The organism is Collinsella aerofaciens (assembly GCF_901212495.1).
GTDB classification, from domain to species: Bacteria; Actinomycetota; Coriobacteriia; order Coriobacteriales; family Coriobacteriaceae; genus Collinsella; species Collinsella aerofaciens_H.
Genome location: NZ_CAAKNY010000082.1, coordinates 1 through 20,621, shown reverse-complemented (window position 1 = coordinate 20,621; position 20,621 = coordinate 1). Strand labels below are relative to the sequence as shown.

Genomic DNA, 20,621 nt, shown 5'->3' with positions numbered 1-20,621 from the left:
GGTCTAATATCTTTCCGCGAAGTGAACGAGCTTATTTGGACCCCCGAAGCATGCACACTTTTTGAAGCCAAAACCGCAGGATTCCAATGTCAAAACCGCAGGAAATGAGCCGCCAAAAGTGTCGATGCTTCGGGGGTCCATTTTGACTCGTTCACTTCGCGGAAAGATATTAGACCTGAAAATAAGGCCCCTGGCCCCACCCCCAGCAACCGCCCCTACCAATGTCGACGCATCTCGATAACCGCTTGCCAAAGCTTTAACCGCTTCGTTTCGGCGCGCGCGAGGGCAAAATGTCGCTGCTCCTCCGTCATGGGCTTGTTAAAAATGGGTCGCTTATTCCGATGCAGCTTCCGTCGGATTCGCTCGCACAGGCGAACGAGCTTTTCGTAGTCGCTCGCCTGGTCAGTCGTCACCGTAAAGTACGCGACCCCATTGAGCATCTGCAGCTCGTTGCGGCGCTCGGCATCCTTGTGGATTTTATCGCTTCCATCATGGATGGCGTCGCTGTCGTAATCGACCAGCGCGGTAAGCACCTCGGGCAGCAAGCCAGCCCTTACTTTATCCAGGCCCACCTCTGCTTTCGCCGTAAGCGTTATGTCGGGCGTGCGCTCCAACACGCGCAGTTTGCGGTTGCGCCCATCGTTGTAACCGTCGCGAATAAAGTACTTCTTGTTCAGCTCGGCCTTGCCCAGCGCAAGCCCGCCGTAATGCGCAGGCAGCGACATAAACATGCAAAGCCCCGACTCCCTTGGAGACCGTGAGCCCTCTTCCACGTACGGAAGCAACGCCTTCGCCTTGGCGGCACCTCTCACCTTTGACGCCCGATCAAGGTACGCCGCAATGAGCTCCTTGGTCGTGAGCTTTCCATCGCGCATGCCCGCATCCCTGCTGGTCACCCCGCCGGGAGCAAGGTTATCCAGCCGGTAATCCGATGCCATGGCATAGCCGGCATAAATGGCCTCCGCCGCATCGTCATCGTGCGCGGCCTGCAAAAACGCCAGCTCGGGAGAGCACACATACGCATCCAGGTCGCCCATCCAGTGACCCAGCGAGATAAACGAACCTGCCGGGAGCTCGTTGGTACACAGATGCGTTTTAACATGCTTGCTCCGCCGACGGTCGGCGCGCGACGGCACCAGCAAATCCAGCGTTTCGATCCCCAAGTCATAGCGATCGATAACCTCCTGCGCTTCTTGATCCGAGAGCGCGCAGGCGCCCGCGATCGACACGACCTCTGGTTCCGAATCCCCAAAGCGCGGGTTCGGGATGTGCGCCAAGAGCGTCAGCGCGGCGTTATGTGAAACGATAAAGTACCTCATGGCGCGAAGATAGCACGCGCGTCGGCGGCGGCTCGCGACCCTGGCGAGTTTTCGGCAAACGACCAGCAGTTTTTTGCCGCGGCGCAACCAAAGTGTTCATTCGTCGACGTCTAAATACAAATCCGTCAAGCTTTTGGCAAGGTTGCCGCCCAACTGACCAAAAGCTGACCATTTGCTTGCCCATTTGCTTGACGGCGCGCCCTCGCCAAAATGCTCCGCGACTTCTCGGGCGGTAGAAGCGCTCGTTTAGCGACCACGTACCCGCCGCTGGGGTATCCTTAGAGCACATGCACCGAAAGCCGCACAAAGGAGCCGCCATGCGCACCGAGCTCGATGTTCCCTTTTCGCATAAAGACGAGGCCAAGGCCCTGGGCGCCAAATGGGACCGGGTCAAGAAGATCTGGTACGTGCCCGATGGCGTCAACCCCGAGCCCTTTGCCGCGTGGATGCCCGGCGTGGATCGCTCCGACCCCAGCGCGCCCTACATCTACCTGGTGCTGGGCAAGCGCGAGTGTTGGAAGTGCCACAAACAGACGGCGGTCGCGGCCTTTGGCATTCCGTATTGGGCGGCCGAGGACTCGGGCAGCAAGGCTGCACCCAGTGCTGCGCCCACCAGGGACGACGCGGGCCATATCGCGATCGACACCGCCCGCGCCAACGCCGTGGCCATCGTCCCCGCGCTGGGCTGCGTGCCGGCCGAGATCCGCGACTACCTGCGCGAGCGCTGCGGCTACAAGCCCACAACGTCGCGCACCACCAAGACCGTATCGCTCGCCAGCACCTGCACCGGCTGCGGCGTGCTGCAAGGCAGCCATTACCTGTTCGAGGAGCCCACGTCGCCGTTTGCACTCACGGCCATCAACAAGCTGCCCGCGCTGGAGTTCGTGCGCGTGGAAGTCGCCGGCGTCTACGGCATCCCCGACGCTCAGGACAACTTTGACCAGGCGCTCTTCACCTGGGCACACGATCACCACACCCAGTTTCACAAGACCTTGTGCGAGGGGATTTACCTGTAGGGCAAAACTCGAAAATCGAGTCCGGATTTCCTCGAAAATCGAGTATGCGCAGGTAGCTGAGTTGCGGGTTCGAGGACCTATAGCCCCAGGATGTGCTCCAGATAGCCTTTGTTGAACCAGAACGATTGCTTGGTCATCCAGCGTCCGTCGGGCAGCTCGTAGGCGTTCCTCGTAATATCGCCGATTTCGGTTCCGTCGGCGAATCTGTACGCAGCTTTCGACGTATGTGGGCGAACGTGGACAATCGGGTTATCCGCCATACCGGGCAGATTGTTGGTCACCTTGAGCTTTCCGCTTGCATCCCGATACGGATTGAGCTCAACGCCCTCGCGAATGACCTTTCGCGTCTCATCCCAGCAAGCCTTTGCGGGGCCTTCGATTTCGTTTGCCGGCATTGCCCAGAATAGGCAGCGGTCAAGACGCCACTCCCCCTCGTGGTCCTCGCGGAACACGACAAAGAAGAAACGGTTGGTCTCAAGGCGCGCACGGAAGGAAGACGTTTCCCAATCCTCGTTGATTAGCTGCTTAAACTCAAACGGAGGGAAGGACATTGCTTGCTCGATGTGTCCCCTCTTATTAACGCGACAAGCGCGGACGTTAATCCCAGCCTTAACGAACTCCTCAGCGGCATTGCTTTTAATGCCGAGCATGCGATAAACGAGCGTTGTCCATTGCGCTTTGTTGCCCGTATACTCCAGGCCGTACTGCTCCGCAATCTGACGATCGGTCTCGCCATAGTGGCGCTCGATAAGCGCAGTAACGTAGCTTTCGAAATCAATGGACTCGTCGTCGCCTTGAACGATGCTCTCGCCGATACGCGGGGCGCCGAGAACATAGGCGTGAAGCACATAGTCCATGTACGAGCGCTTGAGTGAGAAGGCACGACGCTTTGCGCGACGGCGCTCGATTTCGCCCGTATCGGTATTGAAGTACTCGTAGTACTGGTCAACCCACATCGTCGCTTCGGTTGCGCCCTTTGTGCAGGCGCCCAAGTAGGTGGTCATGCCCTCCGAAAGCTCATCCGCGCGACCATCCTGAATGTACGAAATGATCTTCTCGTAGTCAGCGCGAATGATCTTCATATCCTCTTCGGGCAGACGAACCATGACTGCACGCTCAATGCGCTGGTCGTATTTGTCGATTGAGCGGTCACGGCCGTAGTAAATCAGCAGGATATTGCTGAGCTTGGTCTTGAGATGCGAGCTGTCGTAGTCGAGCGAAACGGGACGGTCGTAAGGAATCATCGTCAGAACGAGGCGCTCGCCGGCAGATTTTCGACCGTCTTTGAGTACGTCAAAACACGTTGCCTTGAGCTCGACGCCCGCCTCGGGAAAGTCCGGCCGGTCGTCGCTGTTGGCCTTGTAGCCAAAGTAACGCTCCTCGATCAGAGTTCCCATACCGCCCTTGTACTTCTTGGACCCAAAGTCCTTGGGCGCACTCTCCCCCTCCGGCGCAATACCAAGCTCCAGAATGTCGCGAAACGTCATCCCGTCGAGATTGGCAGCATACCGCTCGATGCTAGAGGGGTCAGAAAAATCGGTATCGTCAAGCATACGCTTGAAGTCGAGGTGCTTCTTGGACATGGTGTACCTCCGAAATTCACAGTTAGCCCCATGGTAGTTCAGGGCAGCAATTTCCTCCATAAAATTGAGGTCTTGATCTTGTCCGTTCGATCGGTTATTGTTGTGAGCACCATAAACGGACACAGCAGCGATTGGAGAAACGTGTCTGAGATTAACATTGCCGAGCTTTTTGCGGGCGTCGGCGGATTTCGTCTGGGTCTTGAAGGCTATGCCGACCCGCGTCATCCCGAGTTTTACATGAAGCCCGCCGGCCCCTTCCATACCATTTGGGCCAACCAGTGGGAACCGCCCGGAACCAAGGCGCGTCAGTTCGCAGCCCGTTGCTATATGGATCGCTTTGGCGAGGACTCTGTTGTCAACGAAGACATCAATAAAGTGCTTGAGCAGGCTGAGGCAGGCGAGATTGAAATCCCTGATGTGCAGATGGTCGTTGGCGGCTTCCCTTGCCAGGATTACTCTGTCGCACGTCCGCTCAATCAGGCACATGGCATTGAGGGCAAGAAGGGTGTTCTCTGGTGGGACATCTATCACTTCCTCGAGATGAAGAAGCCGCGCTTCGGGCTCTTTGAGAATGTTGATCGCCTGCTCAAGTCGCCCGCATCTCAGCGCGGTCGCGATTTCGCCATTATCTTGAGCTGCCTTGCCGACCTCGATTACACCGTCGAATGGCGCGTGGTCAACTCAGCAGAATACGGTTTCCCCCAGCGACGCAAACGCGTTTACATCTTCTGCGAGAAAAACGCCGGCGAGGTGAACCTTGTTGATCGCATGCACAACGGCGTTATGGCGAAGGCCTTCCCCGCTCTCTATCCTGACGAAATGGCAGAGCTCGACGTCCTGCCCGACCCTTATGAGAACTCGACTCGCTTTGGCGTTGGTCAAAAGACCTCGCAGTTCAAGAACGCCGGCGTCATGCAGGGCTGCCACGTTCTGACCTGCGACTTTGCTGAGGACTATCACGGCGAGCGCCGCGTGCTTGGCGATGTGCTTGTCGACGAGGCGAATGTTCCGGAGCAGTTCTACATCTCTGACGAAAAGCTCCCCGACTGGCGCTACCTTAAGGGCAGCAAGCGCGAGGAGCGCACCAACAAAAAGACGGGCTTTACGTACACGTACTCCGAGGGAGCCATGAGCTTCCCGGATGCTACCGATAAACCGAGCCGCACCATCCTCACCGGCGAAGGAGGCACAGGTGCCAGTCGCTTTAAGCATGTCATTGAGTGCCCCGACGGCCGTTTTCGTCGTCTTGTCCCCGACGAACTCGATCAGCTTCAGGGATTCCCGAAAGGCTGGACCGATACCGGCATGACCGATGGGCATCGAGCCTTCTGCATGGGCAACGCGCTCGTCACTGGTGTTCCTCACCGTATTGGTGAAGCCATGGTTGAAGTGTACGGGCTATAGCCGAACCAATATTGACATAAACAAGACGAGGGCCAGTTCGATTCTGAACTGGCCCTCGTTTTTACTTACGCTATTACATCAATTATTGACCGACTACTCAGTCGCAACGCCAACCAAATTAAGCGTGACATTAAAAGTCGGATTTGCTTTCTGAGCATCATCCAAATCGGACACGTTAACACAATCTGAATCCGTGCCCTCCATCCAGATGATGACCTTTATACGAGTGCCGCTATAGCCAACATTCGTGGCGATAGCCTTACCGTTTTGCCCAGCCGGCTTATCGTACAGAGCACCGTTTTTTGCGGCTGCCCAGTTCCCATTCTGCTGATCAACAAGATTGTCGGCATACAAGTGCATGTAACCTGGTTCTTGGGTTGTATTCCCCGCCGAAGCAACGCAGCTCCAGCCCATGGTGGCATTAACATCGTTGCCAGTTTCGGTAGAAGATGGCTGCGTCGGAGCATAGACAAACTTAAGGTCATCGTCGACAACAACGCCGACCCTCAAGGATCCCTTAATCTTATTGAACCAGTTTTCCGAAGCCCCCGCTGAAGGCGTAACAACTAAGGGGTTGTCAGGATTCAAATAGACATCGGCACGTCCGGTTTCCTTAACCGTATAGACGGTGTAGTTTCCCACCGCAAATGCGTAATACGAGTTGCCACCTTGACTGTAGAGACCCTTTTCATTGGTATTGGCTTCTTTATAAGAGCTGACCATCGTATTGCTCCAGGTGGCGGGCACAAACCATGACTTCGCGTTATCCGTTGAAGAGGGGCTGATTTGATTTCCAACAGTAGATGCCGTCGTCAGCGCTTCGCGGTTGTCCTCATGATTGGGCGTATCTCCGGAGACAATCTGGAGAACCATTCCGTTTGTCTGAGCGCTAATACTACCTGTAGTTGCTTTGACCGTAGAGTTGGTGACAAACCACGCATACGTAGCCGATCCGAGTGCAACAGCAGCCATTACAACCGAAATGGCTGCAATCCTGAGTTGTTTTTTCATTTCGCATTTATTCATCTTTCACCTACCTTCTTTTCAAAAAAGGGCGGAGCCGAAAGACCCCGCCCCAAAGTCAGCAGATATGCCATCCCGCTTGGTTAGTTGTTTCCGTTGGGAGTAGCAGCGAACTCAACGGTGACCTTATTGGTCTTGGTCAGATTCGCAAGATTATTGGTGTAGACGGCCACGTCCGAACCCTCATAATAAAGATAAACGTTTACAACGTGATCCGTGCCAGGCAAAACCTCGCCAAAATTCGGAACCGCGTTACCGTCCTCGGAACTAAGCTTAACTACGTACTTAGTGGAATCAGCCTCTTGGCCGTACACAACCCATTTTCTAGCATCGGTGCCGTCAACAACCAAAACACGCAAAGCCTTAGCCAGGGCAGAGCCATTATTGGCCTCATCCGTGGCATCATACTTCCCGTTGGCAATGCCAGCAACCTTCAGGTCTTTCATCTTCTGACCCTTAGTGCTCACATTGAAGGGAACGTGAAAGGCGTAGCCCTCGTCCACGGCCTCAGTGGGGGTGCCATTTGCGCCGATCTTTCTCAGAGCGTCTTTTAGGGCACCATTGGTGGTCGTCGTACCATTTCCCGTCCAGAACTCACCAACATGCGCAACGGAGCCCTGATCCGCCTGCTCGCCAAAAGTTGCAGGGAAAAGGGCCTTGTCTTTCACATCCGTCTCGACGGCACTTTCGTTAGCGTCTTTTGCGCCAGTGGTACCTTTCGCAATCGTCATGTAAGCAGCGTTCGACTGGGCGCTGATGCTGCTCGTCGTTGCCTTGACGCTATTGTTCGTCACAAACCATGCAAACGTCGCAGAGCCCAACGCTACGGCCGCCACGAGGACCATGGCGATGGCGGCGCCCATCTGCTTCTTTAATGCCTTGGTATCCATGCGGACCCCTTTCTTTCCCCATTCATCCCAGATGACCCTCGAGAAGCCCGGAAGGGGAGCCCGCGCTTTCGTGTTGGATGTTGCTTGCCCATCCTTTAGATATGGAATCGAGAATACCATAATTCTTACGATTTCCTTATAAGTTTTTGGCAACCTACATTCCGACGGATTCATAGGTTTACCTCGGGTTATATGTGGTGCTATGTGAACATCGTTTACCTTATTTGATCACTCTCCAGCGCAGCCATAAGTCCCTCTTAAGCCTTGCGACCGCAGCGCCACGCCAACGCATGCATACGCCCCCCGCCATGCTTCGCCCTAGTCCTTCCCCTCGCTATACTGGTGTAGAACGTGTCATTTTTTTGCCTGCTAAACGGGCTATTTGTTGGGAGGGTCCATGCCTGCCGTCAATCAACCCAAGGGAAGCGTTTCCGCCGGATCGATCAAACCGGTGACGCGCAAAGCCGTTCGCTGCCAGCGCGAAGTCGCCTGGCTGGTCACGCAGGCGGCCGGCAAGCTCGTCGCCACCACCGACGACGTCAACGCGCCTACACCCAGCTTTGTGCTGGCCACGGCGCTGTCGTTCGTCCGCAAGCAGGAGCAGGCCGCTCAGGACAATGGACGCGCGATTGACTACGATGCCGTCATGAGCCCCGGCCTTGCGAGCTTTTGTCACGCCGCGGGGCTGCCCGCAGCGCCCAACGCGCTTTCGGACGCGGGCTACATGTTCACCCTCTCGGGCGCGGATCTGATCCGCGGCCTTTATGCCTACTGCGGCGACCTGGACGAACGCATGGGAGACGCGGCGCAGGTCAAACCAGGTTACGCGATCAAACTCGCGCTGCGGCTGTTCTTGCTGGACGACGCCTCAGCCGCCACCGCCTCCGACGGCAAAACCTCGGCATAAGCCGTCACCAAAAGCGCCGGGTCGGAAAATTGATTCCGGCCCGGCGCCTCTTCGTTCTACTTGTCCCCATCGCCTGCAGGCGAGTTCTTTTGGTTGCGGCGGTTACTCCATGTCACGTTGTGCTCCTTGTAGTAATCGGGCGCCTCGTTACCGCTCGCGCTAATGGGGTCGTTGCCGGTCAGGGTGTCGGCAATATCCTCCACGAACTTAATGAACAGGCTCGTGTCATCGGTCTCGGACGAATCAAAATCGAAGCCAAACTCCACTGCGCCGCCGATGATCTTGTCCACGCACTCCGGGTCGTCGCCGTCCAGCCAAATGACCACGGTGTACTTGTCCACATCGCCCACGCGAAAGTTCTTGTGGCTAATGGTCGTCACCACGTCCTTGGACGCAAACGGCTCGGTATTGGGCTCGGGGTTGCCGTCGGCCGCGGTCGCCGCGTAGGTGGTGGGCTCGCCATTGCGATACACCCTCACGCGCGCTGCCTTCTCCACGCCCTTGCTGGCGCTGACCACCTTGAGTTTGGCACTGTAGCCCAGATCGGTCTTGCCGGCGTTGCGGATATAGAAGGTATACGCCACGTAGTTTTTGCCGTTGTGGCTACCGTCGATGTCGTCCAGGTTGTCGGGCAGGTCGTCGGCAGCGATATTGGTGCCGTTGTCCACGGCGTCGGCGGCCAGGCGCGCGGTGGCGTTATTAAAGTCGCCGTTGTCGGCAATGGCCACGCCGCGGCGGAACAGCTCCAGGCGGTTGAGGTTGATGGTGAAGTTGCCCATGTTTTCCTGCATAAACGACAAGGCAAACAGCACGCCAAAGGCAAGCGCCAGCACCACGAGGGCCTTTTGCAGCTTGTCCATGCGCAGCAGCGCCGCGCCGATACGCTCCATACGGCGCTTGGGCATGTACATGGACACGACCGCGTCGGGGTCGATGTCATCGAGTTCCTGGTCGGCCAGCGCCTGCTCCAGCTCCTCGATGCGCACCACGCCGCGCAGGTCGCGCTTGCGTTTGGGCTTGGGCTTGGGTTTGCCGAAGCGCTTGCGGGAGGTGGGGACCTGCTCGGGTGCGGAATCCTCGCCGGGCGCATCCTCGGCATTGGCGCCGGGCGCGTCCTGCGACACGCTCTCGGCCTGACCCTCGACCAAATTTTCGGCCAAATCCTCGGCAGCTTGCTCTTTATTGTTGTTACGCTTGAACAGTGCCATGGCGATCAGAGCTTATATTTAGCGCGGATGTAGCCGACGTATTCTTTGACGAGCTCGCGCTCCATGTCGTCGGCGTAGCGGAACTGCAGGCCGCAAACGTTGCGGTACAGGCTGCCCTTGGGCGCGCGGCGCACCCAGCACACGATGCCCAGCTGCTCGGGCAGCTCGTGACGCTCGCCCTGCAGGCGGATCGTGGGCATTTGCACGGCCAGGGCCTCGCCCACGTCAGGATAATCGTTGAGGTAGATAGCCAAACCGCCGGCCGAGACGTCGATGGTCATGGCGTCCTCGGGCTCAGGGGTCGGCGCGTTGTCGCGCTGATAGGTCAGGCGCATGGCGACCTTAAAACGCTCGTCGCGGCGCTTGACCAAGGTGCGCTGCTCGGCGACTTTGCGCATTTTCCAGTAGGTGCGGATGCCCTTTTTCTCGACTGCCTCGGGATAGCCGGCGAGCACGAACGTCTCCTCGCCTACTTTGTACTGCAGCAGCAGCTTTTGGTTTTCGTCCATGAGCAGCGGCTTGCCGGCGAGCATGGGCGCGCTCATAAGAAAGTACGCCTCGTCCAGGTCCTCTTTGTACGTGGCGAGCATGTTGAAGTCGGTTTTTTGGCCCATGGGCACGTCGAATGCCACCTGAAGCTTAGTCCCCGACGTTATCTGTTGCTCTGCCATGTATTCTCCCCTAGTCGCGGGCGCCGATATCATCGTCGTGCGCGATGCGCATTGGGCTATTGTACCTGCTTTGCTGCAGGTTTCGACGTGCAGTGCGTGAAATGGCGCGGATGCGGTGGGCGGGTGAACGTGCGCTGGAGCGGGCGCAGCGGGCACCACATGAGCCCGGATTATTGGACGGTCGGACAATCCACGCTCGTGCAGTAGCCACAGTCGCCGCCATCGACACTCGCTAGCGCATCTGCCCTGCACGCTCCGTTAGTCGATACTTGCGATTGCGGCTCGTCGCCGCTGCCGTAGGCTCAATCTCACCCTGAGCAATAAGCGCATTAACGCGCGTCCTAACTTGAGAGACGGTAAGCCCCGTGCGCTCTGCCAGCTCGCGCGTTCCCAACTCGTCATAGCGCTTGAGGGCCGCCATGATCAGGTCCCCACCATGATCGACCTGCTCAACCTTGGAGCGATAGAGGACAACCTTAAACCGGTCAAAACCAGGGCAAAACAGGGGCTCGGCCAGACCGTGCGCACGCATGGCATCGACCATCATCGGAATACCCGAACCGTTACCCTCGGCAGGCGAGCCCGCGCCATCGGGCAACGGGACAAGCGACATGAGCTTCACGAGCGTCGCGTTGCGGCACCGCGAGCTGCCATCAAACAAGTTCTCGCGAGTTTTTCCGCCATAAAGACCACCGGGGTTCGTCACCTCGATACGGTCATCAAAGACGTCAACAGCGATCGACTGCCCACAGAACCGATCTCCGTATTCTCGGTGGATTACGGCGTTCGCGATTGCCTCGCGCAGGACCTCCTCGGGGATCTCCAGCGAGTCGATACGCGAGACGCCTTGAACGGTCGAGGTGCGACGCAGGTTTTTGGCGACAGCCGCGACAGCATCCGAAATCATCTCGCCCAACGCTCCCTCACAGACTGTGCGGTCCATAAACCTTAGCGGTCCCGCAGCGCCCTTTCGAGTTCCCGCATGGACAGCTACATCAATGAAGAGCTTGGGGTAAAACTGCTGAGGGTAAACGCCCGCGGCAAGGAGGCCGGCCTTGGTAACATTGCCCTGGGGGTCGAGGAAATTCAGACGCTCCATCTTTGTCTTCCTGTCCGTCGCACCGTGCATCGCTCGAGGCGTCAACGAATAGGCACGCTCTATCGTGCGGTCGACCAGCGACTCGTCGAGATCGCCCACACTCGTGCCGGGCACCGTATCGCGATCGCTAGGACTCGTCCGTTCGTATGACGACAGCGCCAAAACCTCGGTCGACGAAAGCGGCACGTCTTTGTCATCGATGCGCTTGTAGCTGCCGCCCTGGGCACCCCGTTCTATTACATAGCAAGGCTTGCTCGACGGGTCGAGCTCCTCGATTGTGATGACGAGAACAACGGTACCTCGAAGCTCCACGCGCTCAATGGTATATTTGGGCGGATTGGCCAGCTTTTCACGACCGCCGGCATCGCCCATGCCCGCCACGAATTGGTTGAGCACTTTCTCGGTCTCAAAGTTTGCAACTGGGACAAAACCCGCGCGCTCGCTCACTCCGAGTACGATAATGCCGCCGGCGGTGTTTGCGAAAGCGCTGACCGTTTCCCATACGTCGCGGGAAAGCGTCGTGGCGCTCTCCTTTACTTCGACGCTAAAGTCATCCGAACCCATGCGTTTTAAAGACTCGAGCAAACCGGCCAGCTCGTTTTCGTTCATCTGCACGTCCCTTCGCTCGGTCCTGCGGAGAATGCTGCAGACGGATTTCCCTCGTCTCTCAGTTATCTCTCGTAATTATCTCTCATCTTTCTGTTATCTCTCGTATTAGATACGAGTGAAAGATGAGAGATAAGATATCTCTACCTGCTTCATTAAATCATGTTTTTGCTGGTGGAACAATCGATATTGAGACAATACCATGGTTGCTTGTCTCTTTGCTGCTGGGCTATCTCTCGTAATTATCTCTCGTCTCTCATTTATCTCTCAGCTTAGAGATGAGTGAGAGACGAGAGATGCGTGAGTGATGCATGAGCCTGGATTTTTGGACGGTCGGAAAATCCCTCAAACAAAAAACGGGGCCGGCCTTACGCCGAGCCCCGTTTTCAAACGGTCAGTTAGTTATCCAACGCGCGAGCATAGCAGTCAACATTACGCCGCCGCAAACACTCCCAAGCCCGTTCCGATGATACAGATTGCGAAGATGCCCAAGATGATCCAAATGGTCCTGACGCCCTTTTTGTACAGGGCAACGCAAGCGAACGTCGCCAGCAAGGGCAGCAGACCGGGGAAGATCGAATCGAACAGATCCTGCAGGACAATTTCCGAACCACCCACGTCAAAGGTCAAAGCAGTGGACAGTGAGACCTGTGCCGCAATCATCGCGCCAATGACGGTCATTCCGAGGACACCGGCAGCATGCGTCATGCGAGACATAAGGTTGTTCGCTTCAGACTGCTGCAAAAACTTGGTTCCCAAGTCGTAACCCAGATGGGCGGCGACGATACGCGTTGCAAAGTTAATCACGGAGTAGATGAGCGCGTACACGATGGGGCCGAGCGGGTTGCCCGTCGAAGCGATGCCAATACCAATGCCGGCGGCAACCACGCGGAACGTACCCCAGTAGAACGAATCGCCGATGCCGGAAAGCGGCCCCATGAGACCAACCTTCATGGCGTTAATCGAGGACGTGTCGAAGTTCTCATCGGCAGCCGCCTGCTCTTCCATCGAAACCGTTAGGCCGGCTACAAACGGAAGCACATGAGGCGTGATGTTAAAGAACTCGGTATGGCGATCGAGCGCCGCATAGTAATCGTTGTCGTTAGGATAGATCTTTCGCAGGGGCTTCTGAATGGTGTACATGAAGCCCATTGCCATCATCTTGTCGTACGACTGCGAGCACTGGCTCGTAAACTGGCGAAGGAACATGCTCCGATACATATCGGGGCTCATAATCGCGTCCTTCTTGGCCTCTTTGAGGTCGGTGTTCTGGGTAGCCATTAGAAGTCCTCCTCTTTATCTGCAGCAACCGCCTGCGGACCGGACGAGCCCTCGCGGAAGGCCAGGAGCAGCGCGACGCAAATGGCAGCTGCGGCGACGCCGATAACGTCCATCTTGAGGTAGATGACCATAATGAATCCCAGGAACAGCCAGGGAAGAAGCTTATTATCGCCCATGGTCCTAATAAGAAGAGCGAAGCCGATGCAGACCATGACGCCGGACGCAACGTTGAGGCCGTCCATCACAAACTGCGGAATCGCGTTGAGTGCATTGTTGATGAGGTCGGCACCAAAGAACAGCGAGCCAAACACCAGCAGTGCAGACGGAATGCCAATCGACAGCGGCACGATGGTCAGATGGTACAGATTCGCCTTGGCAAGATCGCGATTTGCCAGAGCGGTCTCAATCTTCTTGCAGGCAAAGGCACCCGGAACGGCGTAGCAGAAGTTGCGCCACACCTGAAGGAAGACGGAGACGGGAAGGGCAAGCGCGACGGCAGTTGCCGTGCCCGTACCCGTAATGACGGCAAACGCGCAGCCAAGCACACCGGAGGCATAGACCTCGGGAGGAACCGCCGCGCCGACCATGATGGCGCCCATGAACATGGACTCCAAAGCAGCGCCGACGATAACGCCCTGCTGGACATCGCCAAGGATCAAGCCGACAAACAGGCTCGTAAACAGCGGACGACCAAGCATCGTAATGCCAAATAATTGCTCGTCCATGGACGCAATAAATGCGACCAGTGCAACTAGAAGATACTGGACAACCATTTCGATCAACCCCAGAAATAGGTCTGCAGGCGAGGCGTTCTGCGCAGCTCGCCTGCAGACAACCGCAGCAATTTGTGAGGATTAGTAGTTCATCTGGTGATAGTAACGACGCGTGGTGAGCGGGTGGTTACGGACGTGCTCGAGATGGCAGCTCAGACGCTCGGTGATGGTGTAGGTGACCATCGGGGAGACGATCTTGCGGAACTCGGGGTCGCTGAACGGCAGCTCGACCTCGGCGGTGTCAAACTTGTTCACGCGGACGTTGACGCCCTTCTCGTCGGCGAGCATGTGGGTAAAGTTGTCCACGCGGTCCATGAGCTTACGGGTGTCGTCCTCGCCGTAGAGCATAATGAGGCTCGTGCCCTCCTCGCACAGCTCGATGGTGCCGTGGAAGAACTCGGCGGCGTGGATAGACTTGGTCTTGATCCACTGCATCTCCTCGAGGATGCACATGGCGTAGTCGTAGGCCTCGCCCCAGAGCATGCCGGATCCGATCACCATGTGGTAGTCGGTGTCCTTGAAGTCCTCGGCCATGGCGGCGCAGCGCTCGTCCTGGGCGTCCTTGGCCTTGATGAGGTACGGAGCGATGTTGCCGAACTCCTCCATGAAGGTGTCGTACTTGGGGAAGGCGCCGGCGTTCTTGAGGAAGCGGGCGACCAGCGTGATCTGGTAGGTGTAGATGGCCTCGCACAGGACGTCGTCCTCGGCGAAGCTGAAGAACTTGTAATCGGCGTACTCGGTGGCCGGGGTATTGTCGTTGGAGACATACATCAGCGTGCGGGCGCCCTGCTCCTGGCAGAACTTGGCAGCCTCGATGATCTCGGGGGTGGTGCCGGTACGGGTGGAGAAGACACAGACCGAATCCTTGTTGAAGGTCTTGGGCGGGCACGCGAGGAACTCGGCGGCGATCTCGCAGTGGACGTCGACGTCGGCCGTGGTGGTCTCGACCCAATACTTCATCGGGAGCGTGTGGGCCCAGGTGCCGCCGCAGCCGATGAAGAAGATGTTGGAATAACCCTGCTCGCAGACCTCGTCCACGGCAGCCTCAATCTGAGGACGGAGAGCGAGGGCATCGCTCACAACCTTCTCGTAACGAGGCTCATCGAAATTGAACATCCCTTACTCCTAACTCACTTGGATGAACCCTTCATTCATCCCATGACGTTATAATACTTTATATAACCAACTATGCAAGAACTATTTCAGATTTTTTCGATTTTTCTTTAATAAAAAGCCCGCCGATCAAATGATCGACGGGCATAGGCATAGAGTGTCAGTTCAATAAATACCGAACACCAGCATGTTTTCGGCTAAAAAACGTCCTTGGCAAACACCTTAGCGTCATTGGGAACCTGACGGATTTCGATGGCCACGTCATCGCCCAGAAGCTCTTGGATATGCTCGGCATCTTTCTCGGTCGCGAAGATTGCAGGGGTCGGATGAAGCGTGGTCTCAGGAGTCTTTCGGGTTCCACCCAGATTGATCTCTTTGATGTCTTTGCAGCCCTTAGCGAGACGATAGACATCTTCAATCGTCTCAGCGATGATAAACAGCGAATACTTGTCGGTAACGCCGCTGTTGAGCGCCTCGATAGCAGCGTCAACATCCTTGATGACGAGCTTCACGCCGTTGGGGCGGGCGAGCCTCAAGGCCGCCTTCCTCATGTCATCTTTTGCCACCGCATCGCTGGCAAGCAGGATGCAATCTACATCCAAAGCATGAGTCCAGGACATGGCAACTTGGCCGTGAATCAGTCGGTAATCAACTCTCGTAAGCTTAATCATCGTTATCATCTCCGCACGTGATAAAGGGACTGACAGGTTCGACCCCTAGCTAGGGCTCGAACCAGAACTAACTAGAAATCTTCTTCCTCGGCGCCGGCAAGCATGTCCGCCGCCTCGCAAAGCTGAATAAACGAACGCGATCCCTCGACCGCGGCTTTGGCCTTGTCCGCATCCAGGGAGTCCAGCTGTGTAACCATTTCCACCAGCAGCGGCAAGTTCATTCCGGCGATCAACGTAAACGATTCGGCAGTCTGCCTCTGTATGAATTCGTTGCTTACAGAGCCGCCAAAGATGTCAGTCACGACAAACCAAGAGTCGGCAGGATCCTTCGCCTCCACCCATGCATCAATCAACGCCGCGACATCCCTTGAGTCGTCATCGACATAGGCGCACAGGCACTCGATTCGGTCGTCGGTACCCATCAGAATCTCCAGAGAGCTTTTCATACCTTGGGCGAGATAACCATGACTCGCTAGCAATATCTTATTCATAGTTCTCCAATATCAATAAGACGTACTATATTGTCATAACAAAGTATATTAGCAATCTCCACCTACGCGGTGTGTCAATTTTCCAAATCCGCGAACGGTAACAATTGGTCGGTAAACCAATCTATCTCTAATTTACAAATAGAACTTCAGTCGCTCGGTGCAGTACACCTGACGGGAGATGAAAAGCGGCTCGCCGCTTGGAGCATAACGTCTATCGACAAACAGAAGCAGCGAAGAGTCCAGCTCCACGTTAAGGTATGCCGCCTCAAGCTCGCTCGCATAGCAGACCTCGAGCGTACGCGTGTTTGGACCCATCTTGATCCCCTGGCGATCGAGTACCGCCATCAGCGAATCCTCGAGGGATTCATGCTCCAAAAAAGAAAGCGCAGCGGAATAGCTATTGGTTTCCAGCATCGTGGGCTTGCCATCCACAAGGCGCAGACGACGACTACGCAATACCTTTTGAGTATCGTCTACGCCCAGGAACTTCGCGTCTCGCAGGTTTGGGAAGTCCCAGCCCATTTCGAGAACCCTGGTAGACGCCTGTTTTCCCGCAAGCTGGCACGAATGGGTAAAGCTCTCACGGTCGTCCGCGGCATACATCTGTGTGTCCGACGAAACGAACGTGCCCTTGCCGCGGGCCCTCTCAACAAGCCCAGCATCTTCCATTTCTTTAATTGCGGAGCGAACCGTTATTCGGCTCACGCCAAATTGCTCGATAAGCTCCGTCTCGGTCGGGAGCTTATCTCCCGGGCGGTACGTGCCGTTGGCGATCGAATCAGAAAGCGCACGAACAATCTGTTTGTACAGGGGGATAACGCTATTTGCTTCAACCATATCAACCATACCTTTGCAAGGAATCAACAATTTATAGATATATGACTTATATTGTATTATAACTTTTAACACTCCATGCCATTTTCTATATGTTTCGACAGGCAGGGGTTATTTTGTGTAAGCGGTGTAGAGTCCATCCATCTCCGCATACAGCCTCAACCTGATGGCGATAAATGCATCCGATAAGCCGATTGATTTTTATCTTCTGTCTGTCCCTCAGTTATCCCTCGTCATAGAGATGAATGTGAGGCGAGAGATACGTGGTTGACGCATGAGCGTGGATTATTGGACGGATTTTGGGCTTTTGCGGCAGATTCCGTCCGAAAATCCACGCTCATCCGGCAGATTGGTCGAGGGCCCCATATGGGTATACTCTCGGGGATTCGACTCGATTCGCCCCCGCTGGGGCGTCAAAGGAGACTGCATATGCTCACCACCTCAACCGACCCGCGCGCCGCTGCCGCCGCGCTTCTGGTGCCCGGTACCACCTGCCACGGTTTTGCCGTCGAGCGCTGCGAAACCGTGCCCGAGCTCGACTCGGACGCCTACGTGCTGCACCACACCGCCTCGGGCGCTCGCCTGCTGTACCTGGCATGCGATGACGAGAACAAGGCCTTTGCCATTGGCTTTAAGACGCCGCCAGCCGATTCCACCGGCGTGTTCCATATTCTTGAGCACTCGGTGCTGTGCGGGTCGGCCAAGTTTCCCGTCAAGGAGCCGTTTGTCGACCTGATCAAGAGCTCCATGCAGACGTTCCTCAACGCCATGACCTACCCCGACAAGACCATCTACCCCGTTGCCACCACCAACGAGCAGGACCTGTACAACCTGATGGACGTGTACCTGGACGCGGTGTTCAACCCGGCTATCTATACCAAGCCCACCATTTTTGAGCAGGAGGGCTGGCACTACGAGCTGGACCTGCCGCAGGGCCCCGAGGGCGAGGGCGACGGCAGCCCCGCGAGCCTGCGCGAGGGCACGCTGCGCTATAACGGCGTGGTGTTCAACGAGATGAAGGGCGCGCTGTCCGATCCCATGAGCGTGCTGGACGACGCCGTCAACGCCGCACTCTATCCCGACACCGCCTATGCGCACGAGAGCGGCGGTGACCCGCGCGCGATTCCCGCGCTCACCTACGAGCAGTTCCTGGACACGCACGCGCGCCACTACAATCCTTCCAACTCCTACATTACGCTCTACGGTGACCTAGATGTGGACCGCGCACTGGCGTTTTTGGACGAGCGTTATCTGTCGCAGCCGAGTGCCGCGAGCCGCCGCATGGACGCTGCCGTTGCCGCCGGCGAGGACCCGTCCACGCTGGCGCCCAACCCGCTGGACGTGCAGGAGCCTGTGGCCTGCGAGTATAAGCGCGTCGAGATGGCCACCACGCCCGAGAACGCCCTGGTGGGCCTGGGCCTTGTGCTGGGCAGCGCGCTCGACCGCAAGCGCACGATCGCGGCGGATATCCTGTTCGAGGCGTTGCTGGGCTCCAACGAGGCCCCGGTTAAAAAGGCCATTCTGGCGGCGGGCCTGGGCGGCAACGTGGTGAGCTACACCGCGGCCGAGTGCCTGCAGCCCTACGAGCTCATCATGCTGCAAAACGCGCAGCCCGGCGTGGCGCGCGAGCTGCGCCGCGTGTTCCAGGACGCCTGCCACGACCTGTGCGAGCACGGCATTCCGCGCGAGCGCCTGGAAGCTATCATCAGCAGCAACGAGTACGACCTGCGCCAGCGCGACTATGGCATCGCCGACGGCGTGGCCATTGCGTGCGACGCGTTGAGCACCTGGCTTTACGATGACGACGCCGCGACGCTGGCGCTCAAGTACGGCCCGGTGTACGAGGAGCTGCGTGGCGAGCTGGACGGCAGCTACTTTGAGGACCTGCTGCGCGAACTGGTACTGCAAAACGACCACATGGCGCTCGTCGAGCTGGTTCCGGTAGACGCTGCCGAGGGTGCGGAGGGCGCCGAAGCTGCCGAGCTGGCTGCCAAGCGCGACGCCATGACCGATGCCGAGCTGGCCGATGTGGTCGAGCGTACGGCCGCGCTGCGTGCCGCGCAGGAGGCCGAAGACACGCCCGAGGCCAAGGCCACGCTGCCGCGCCTGCGCGTGTCCGACATTGGCGAGGCGCGCCCCGAGCCGCCGCTGGTCGTGGACACGACTGCGCCCATCCCCTGTCTGCGCCACGACATTCCCACCAACCGCCTGGCCTACGCCATGCAGTACTTCGACCTGAGTTGCGTCGCATTTGAGGACCTGCCCTATGTGACGCTGCTCTGCCGCCTGCTTAAGCAGCTGCCCACGCGTGAGCATTCGGCCGAGGAACTCGACAACCTGCTCGCCGGCAAGCTGGGCTTTTTGAGCTTTACGACCGAGGTCATGACGCAGCCCGACGTGGACGGCGTACGCCCCTACCTGCTGGTGAGCGCCGGCGCCCTGTCCGAAAAGATCGACGCGCTGGCGAGCCTGCCGCGCGAGGTGTGGTCGAGCACGCTGTTGCTCGATGCTGACGCCGACCGCGTGCGCGACGTGCTCACGCAGATTCGCATTGGGCTTGAGCAGGGCTTTATCAACAACGGACACTCGGCGGCGCTCGGTCGCGCGATGAGCTACAGCTCGCCTTCGGCCGTGGTGCGCGAGCAGCTCTCGGGCGTGGACTTCTACCTGTTCCTGCGCGATCTGCTCGAGCACTTTGACGAGCGACTGGACGACCTGCGCGCCAAGCTTGCCGCGCTGGCAGACCGCATCTTTGTGGCCGATGGCTGCATGGCGAGCTTTACCGGCAGCGACGAGGACTTTGACGCGTACTGGGATGCCGCGGGCGACCTGGGGCTTGGCGCCGGTGACGGCGCCAATGCCGGCCGCAACGCGCTCGTGGTGCCGGCGCCGTGCGACCGCCACGAGGCGTTCGTCATCCCCAGCGACATCTGCTTTGCGGCAAGCGCGTGCGACCCGCGTCGCTTGGGGCTCGACGTGACGGGCGCCTGGGCGGTTGCCGCCAACGCGCTCTCCTACGACTACCTGTGGAACGAGATCCGCGTGAAGGGCGGTGCGTACGGTTGCGGATTCCGCGCGGCCGGCGAGCGTCAGACGGCGTTCTACACCTACCGTGACCCGGCAATCGATCCTTCGATTGAGCGCGTGGCGCGCGCAGGCGAATGGCTCGGCAGCTTTGAGCCCGACGAGGCCGCCTTTGAGGGCTTTATCGTGAGCTGCGTGAGCGGCATGGACGCACCGGTGAAGCCGTACGCGCTCACCAAGCGCCGCAACACGACCTACCTGGCCGGGCTCGATCCGCATGCACGCGAGGAGCGCCGCGCCCAGATGCTCGCGGCCACACCCGGTGAGCTGCGCTCGCTCGGCGCCGATGTGACGCGCATCGCAGCCGTCTCGCCCACCTGCGTCTTTGGCGGACGCGACGTCATCGCCAAGAGCAACGCCGGCTTTACCGTCATCGACCTGCTGGGCTAAGGCACCAAGGTAGATTTTTGGGACATGCCCGAAAATCTACCTTTTCTTTTTGCCGCTGCTTGGGCGGGCAGCTCAGCCCGTCCCACCAGTTTGTCTAAATCTGTAACATCTAGGCGGCAATATCGGCTCCAGATGTTACAAATCGAGACAGACCGCCGCAGACACCCATCACAGCACAGACCGCCGCAAAGGTGCCTGTGTCCACTTCGTGGTGGTTTTTGCTGTTTACCCAGATAAAACCTGCCAAAATAAACCTGT

General features: G+C 57.7%; 17 protein-coding genes. 4 read left to right on the top strand and 13 right to left on the bottom strand.

The annotated features are described in order from the left end of the window. Positions 1 to 215 precede the first annotated feature (215 nt). Positions 216 to 1,229: a hypothetical protein gene (locus tag SFLMC1_RS09905; protein WP_152074090.1), complete on the bottom strand. Its 1,014-nt coding sequence runs from the start codon at positions 1,227 to 1,229 to the stop codon at positions 216 to 218. A 407-nt stretch (positions 1,230 to 1,636) separates the two neighbouring features. Between SFLMC1_RS09905 and SFLMC1_RS09900 the strand changes: the two genes are divergently transcribed. After that, positions 1,637 to 2,335: a DUF5710 domain-containing protein gene (locus SFLMC1_RS09900; protein ID WP_154063937.1), complete on the top strand. Its 699-nt coding sequence runs from the start codon at positions 1,637 to 1,639 to the stop codon at positions 2,333 to 2,335. Positions 2,336 to 2,412: 77 nt separating this feature from the next. Here SFLMC1_RS09900 and SFLMC1_RS09895 read toward each other — a convergent pair whose 3' ends face one another. Continuing rightward, positions 2,413 to 3,918 carry a Sau3AI family type II restriction endonuclease gene (locus SFLMC1_RS09895; RefSeq protein WP_187323946.1) on the bottom strand — a complete coding sequence of 502 codons (1,506 nt, stop codon included), beginning with the start codon at positions 3,916 to 3,918 and terminating at the stop codon, positions 2,413 to 2,415. Positions 3,919 to 4,059: 141 nt separating this feature from the next. Here SFLMC1_RS09895 and dcm point away from each other — a divergent pair, with 141 nt between their 5' ends. After that, positions 4,060 to 5,322, top strand: a complete 1,263-nt coding sequence (gene dcm / locus SFLMC1_RS09890) for a DNA (cytosine-5-)-methyltransferase (RefSeq protein WP_226814255.1) — start codon at positions 4,060 to 4,062, stop codon at positions 5,320 to 5,322. Between the two features lie 93 nt (positions 5,323 to 5,415). Here dcm and SFLMC1_RS09885 read toward each other — a convergent pair whose 3' ends face one another. After that, complete coding sequence (locus tag SFLMC1_RS09885) at positions 5,416 to 6,348, bottom strand: hypothetical protein (RefSeq protein WP_152074094.1); 933 nt, start codon at positions 6,346 to 6,348, stop codon at positions 5,416 to 5,418. An 80-nt stretch (positions 6,349 to 6,428) separates the two neighbouring features. Next, positions 6,429 to 7,235 carry a hypothetical protein gene (locus SFLMC1_RS09880; RefSeq protein ID WP_152074095.1) on the bottom strand — a complete coding sequence of 269 codons (807 nt, stop codon included), beginning with the start codon at positions 7,233 to 7,235 and terminating at the stop codon, positions 6,429 to 6,431. Positions 7,236 to 7,632: 397 nt separating this feature from the next. On the opposite strand from SFLMC1_RS09880, the gene SFLMC1_RS09875 reads away from it, so the two are divergent. After that, complete coding sequence (locus tag SFLMC1_RS09875; RefSeq protein ID WP_152074096.1) at positions 7,633 to 8,142, top strand: hypothetical protein; 510 nt, start codon at positions 7,633 to 7,635, stop codon at positions 8,140 to 8,142. Positions 8,143 to 8,198: 56 nt separating this feature from the next. On the opposite strand, the gene SFLMC1_RS09870 is transcribed toward SFLMC1_RS09875, so the two are convergent. From SFLMC1_RS09870 to SFLMC1_RS09830, 9 genes are all read right to left on the bottom strand, one after another. Continuing rightward, entirely contained in the window at positions 8,199 to 9,350 is a 1,152-nt protein-coding gene (locus SFLMC1_RS09870) for a hypothetical protein (RefSeq protein WP_152074097.1), read from the bottom strand. Positions 9,351 to 9,355: 5 nt separating this feature from the next. Further along, on the bottom strand, positions 9,356 to 10,021 hold the full coding sequence (locus SFLMC1_RS09865) for a PilZ domain-containing protein (RefSeq protein WP_187323945.1): 666 nt from the start codon (positions 10,019 to 10,021) through the stop codon (positions 9,356 to 9,358). A gap of 232 nt (positions 10,022 to 10,253) precedes the next feature. Further along, positions 10,254 to 11,729: an ATP-binding protein gene (locus tag SFLMC1_RS09860; protein WP_152074099.1), complete on the bottom strand. Its 1,476-nt coding sequence runs from the start codon at positions 11,727 to 11,729 to the stop codon at positions 10,254 to 10,256. A gap of 429 nt (positions 11,730 to 12,158) precedes the next feature. After that, positions 12,159 to 13,007: a PTS system mannose/fructose/sorbose family transporter subunit IID gene (locus SFLMC1_RS09855; RefSeq protein WP_152074100.1), complete on the bottom strand. Its 849-nt coding sequence runs from the start codon at positions 13,005 to 13,007 to the stop codon at positions 12,159 to 12,161. Beyond that, on the bottom strand, positions 13,007 to 13,780 hold the full coding sequence (locus tag SFLMC1_RS09850) for a PTS mannose/fructose/sorbose/N-acetylgalactosamine transporter subunit IIC (protein ID WP_152074101.1): 774 nt from the start codon (positions 13,778 to 13,780) through the stop codon (positions 13,007 to 13,009). Before SFLMC1_RS09850 ends, SFLMC1_RS09855 begins: the two co-directional genes overlap by 1 nt. Before the next feature lie 81 nt (positions 13,781 to 13,861). After that, positions 13,862 to 14,896 carry an SIS domain-containing protein gene (locus tag SFLMC1_RS09845; RefSeq protein WP_117640663.1) on the bottom strand — a complete coding sequence of 345 codons (1,035 nt, stop codon included), beginning with the start codon at positions 14,894 to 14,896 and terminating at the stop codon, positions 13,862 to 13,864. Between the two features lie 194 nt (positions 14,897 to 15,090). Further along, positions 15,091 to 15,564: a PTS sugar transporter subunit IIB gene (locus SFLMC1_RS09840; RefSeq protein ID WP_152074102.1), complete on the bottom strand. Its 474-nt coding sequence runs from the start codon at positions 15,562 to 15,564 to the stop codon at positions 15,091 to 15,093. Between the two features lie 71 nt (positions 15,565 to 15,635). Further along, the gene (locus tag SFLMC1_RS09835) at positions 15,636 to 16,055 is read right to left on the bottom strand and encodes a PTS sugar transporter subunit IIA (protein ID WP_152074103.1); all 420 of its coding nucleotides are present in this window, start codon (positions 16,053 to 16,055) and stop codon (positions 15,636 to 15,638) included. A 132-nt stretch (positions 16,056 to 16,187) separates the two neighbouring features. Further along, the gene (locus SFLMC1_RS09830) at positions 16,188 to 16,892 is read right to left on the bottom strand and encodes a GntR family transcriptional regulator (RefSeq protein WP_152074104.1); all 705 of its coding nucleotides are present in this window, start codon (positions 16,890 to 16,892) and stop codon (positions 16,188 to 16,190) included. Between the two features lie 426 nt (positions 16,893 to 17,318). On the opposite strand from SFLMC1_RS09830, the gene SFLMC1_RS09825 reads away from it, so the two are divergent. Then, positions 17,319 to 20,363: an insulinase family protein gene (locus SFLMC1_RS09825; RefSeq protein WP_152074105.1), complete on the top strand. Its 3,045-nt coding sequence runs from the start codon at positions 17,319 to 17,321 to the stop codon at positions 20,361 to 20,363. Positions 20,364 to 20,621: the final 258 nt, after the last annotated feature.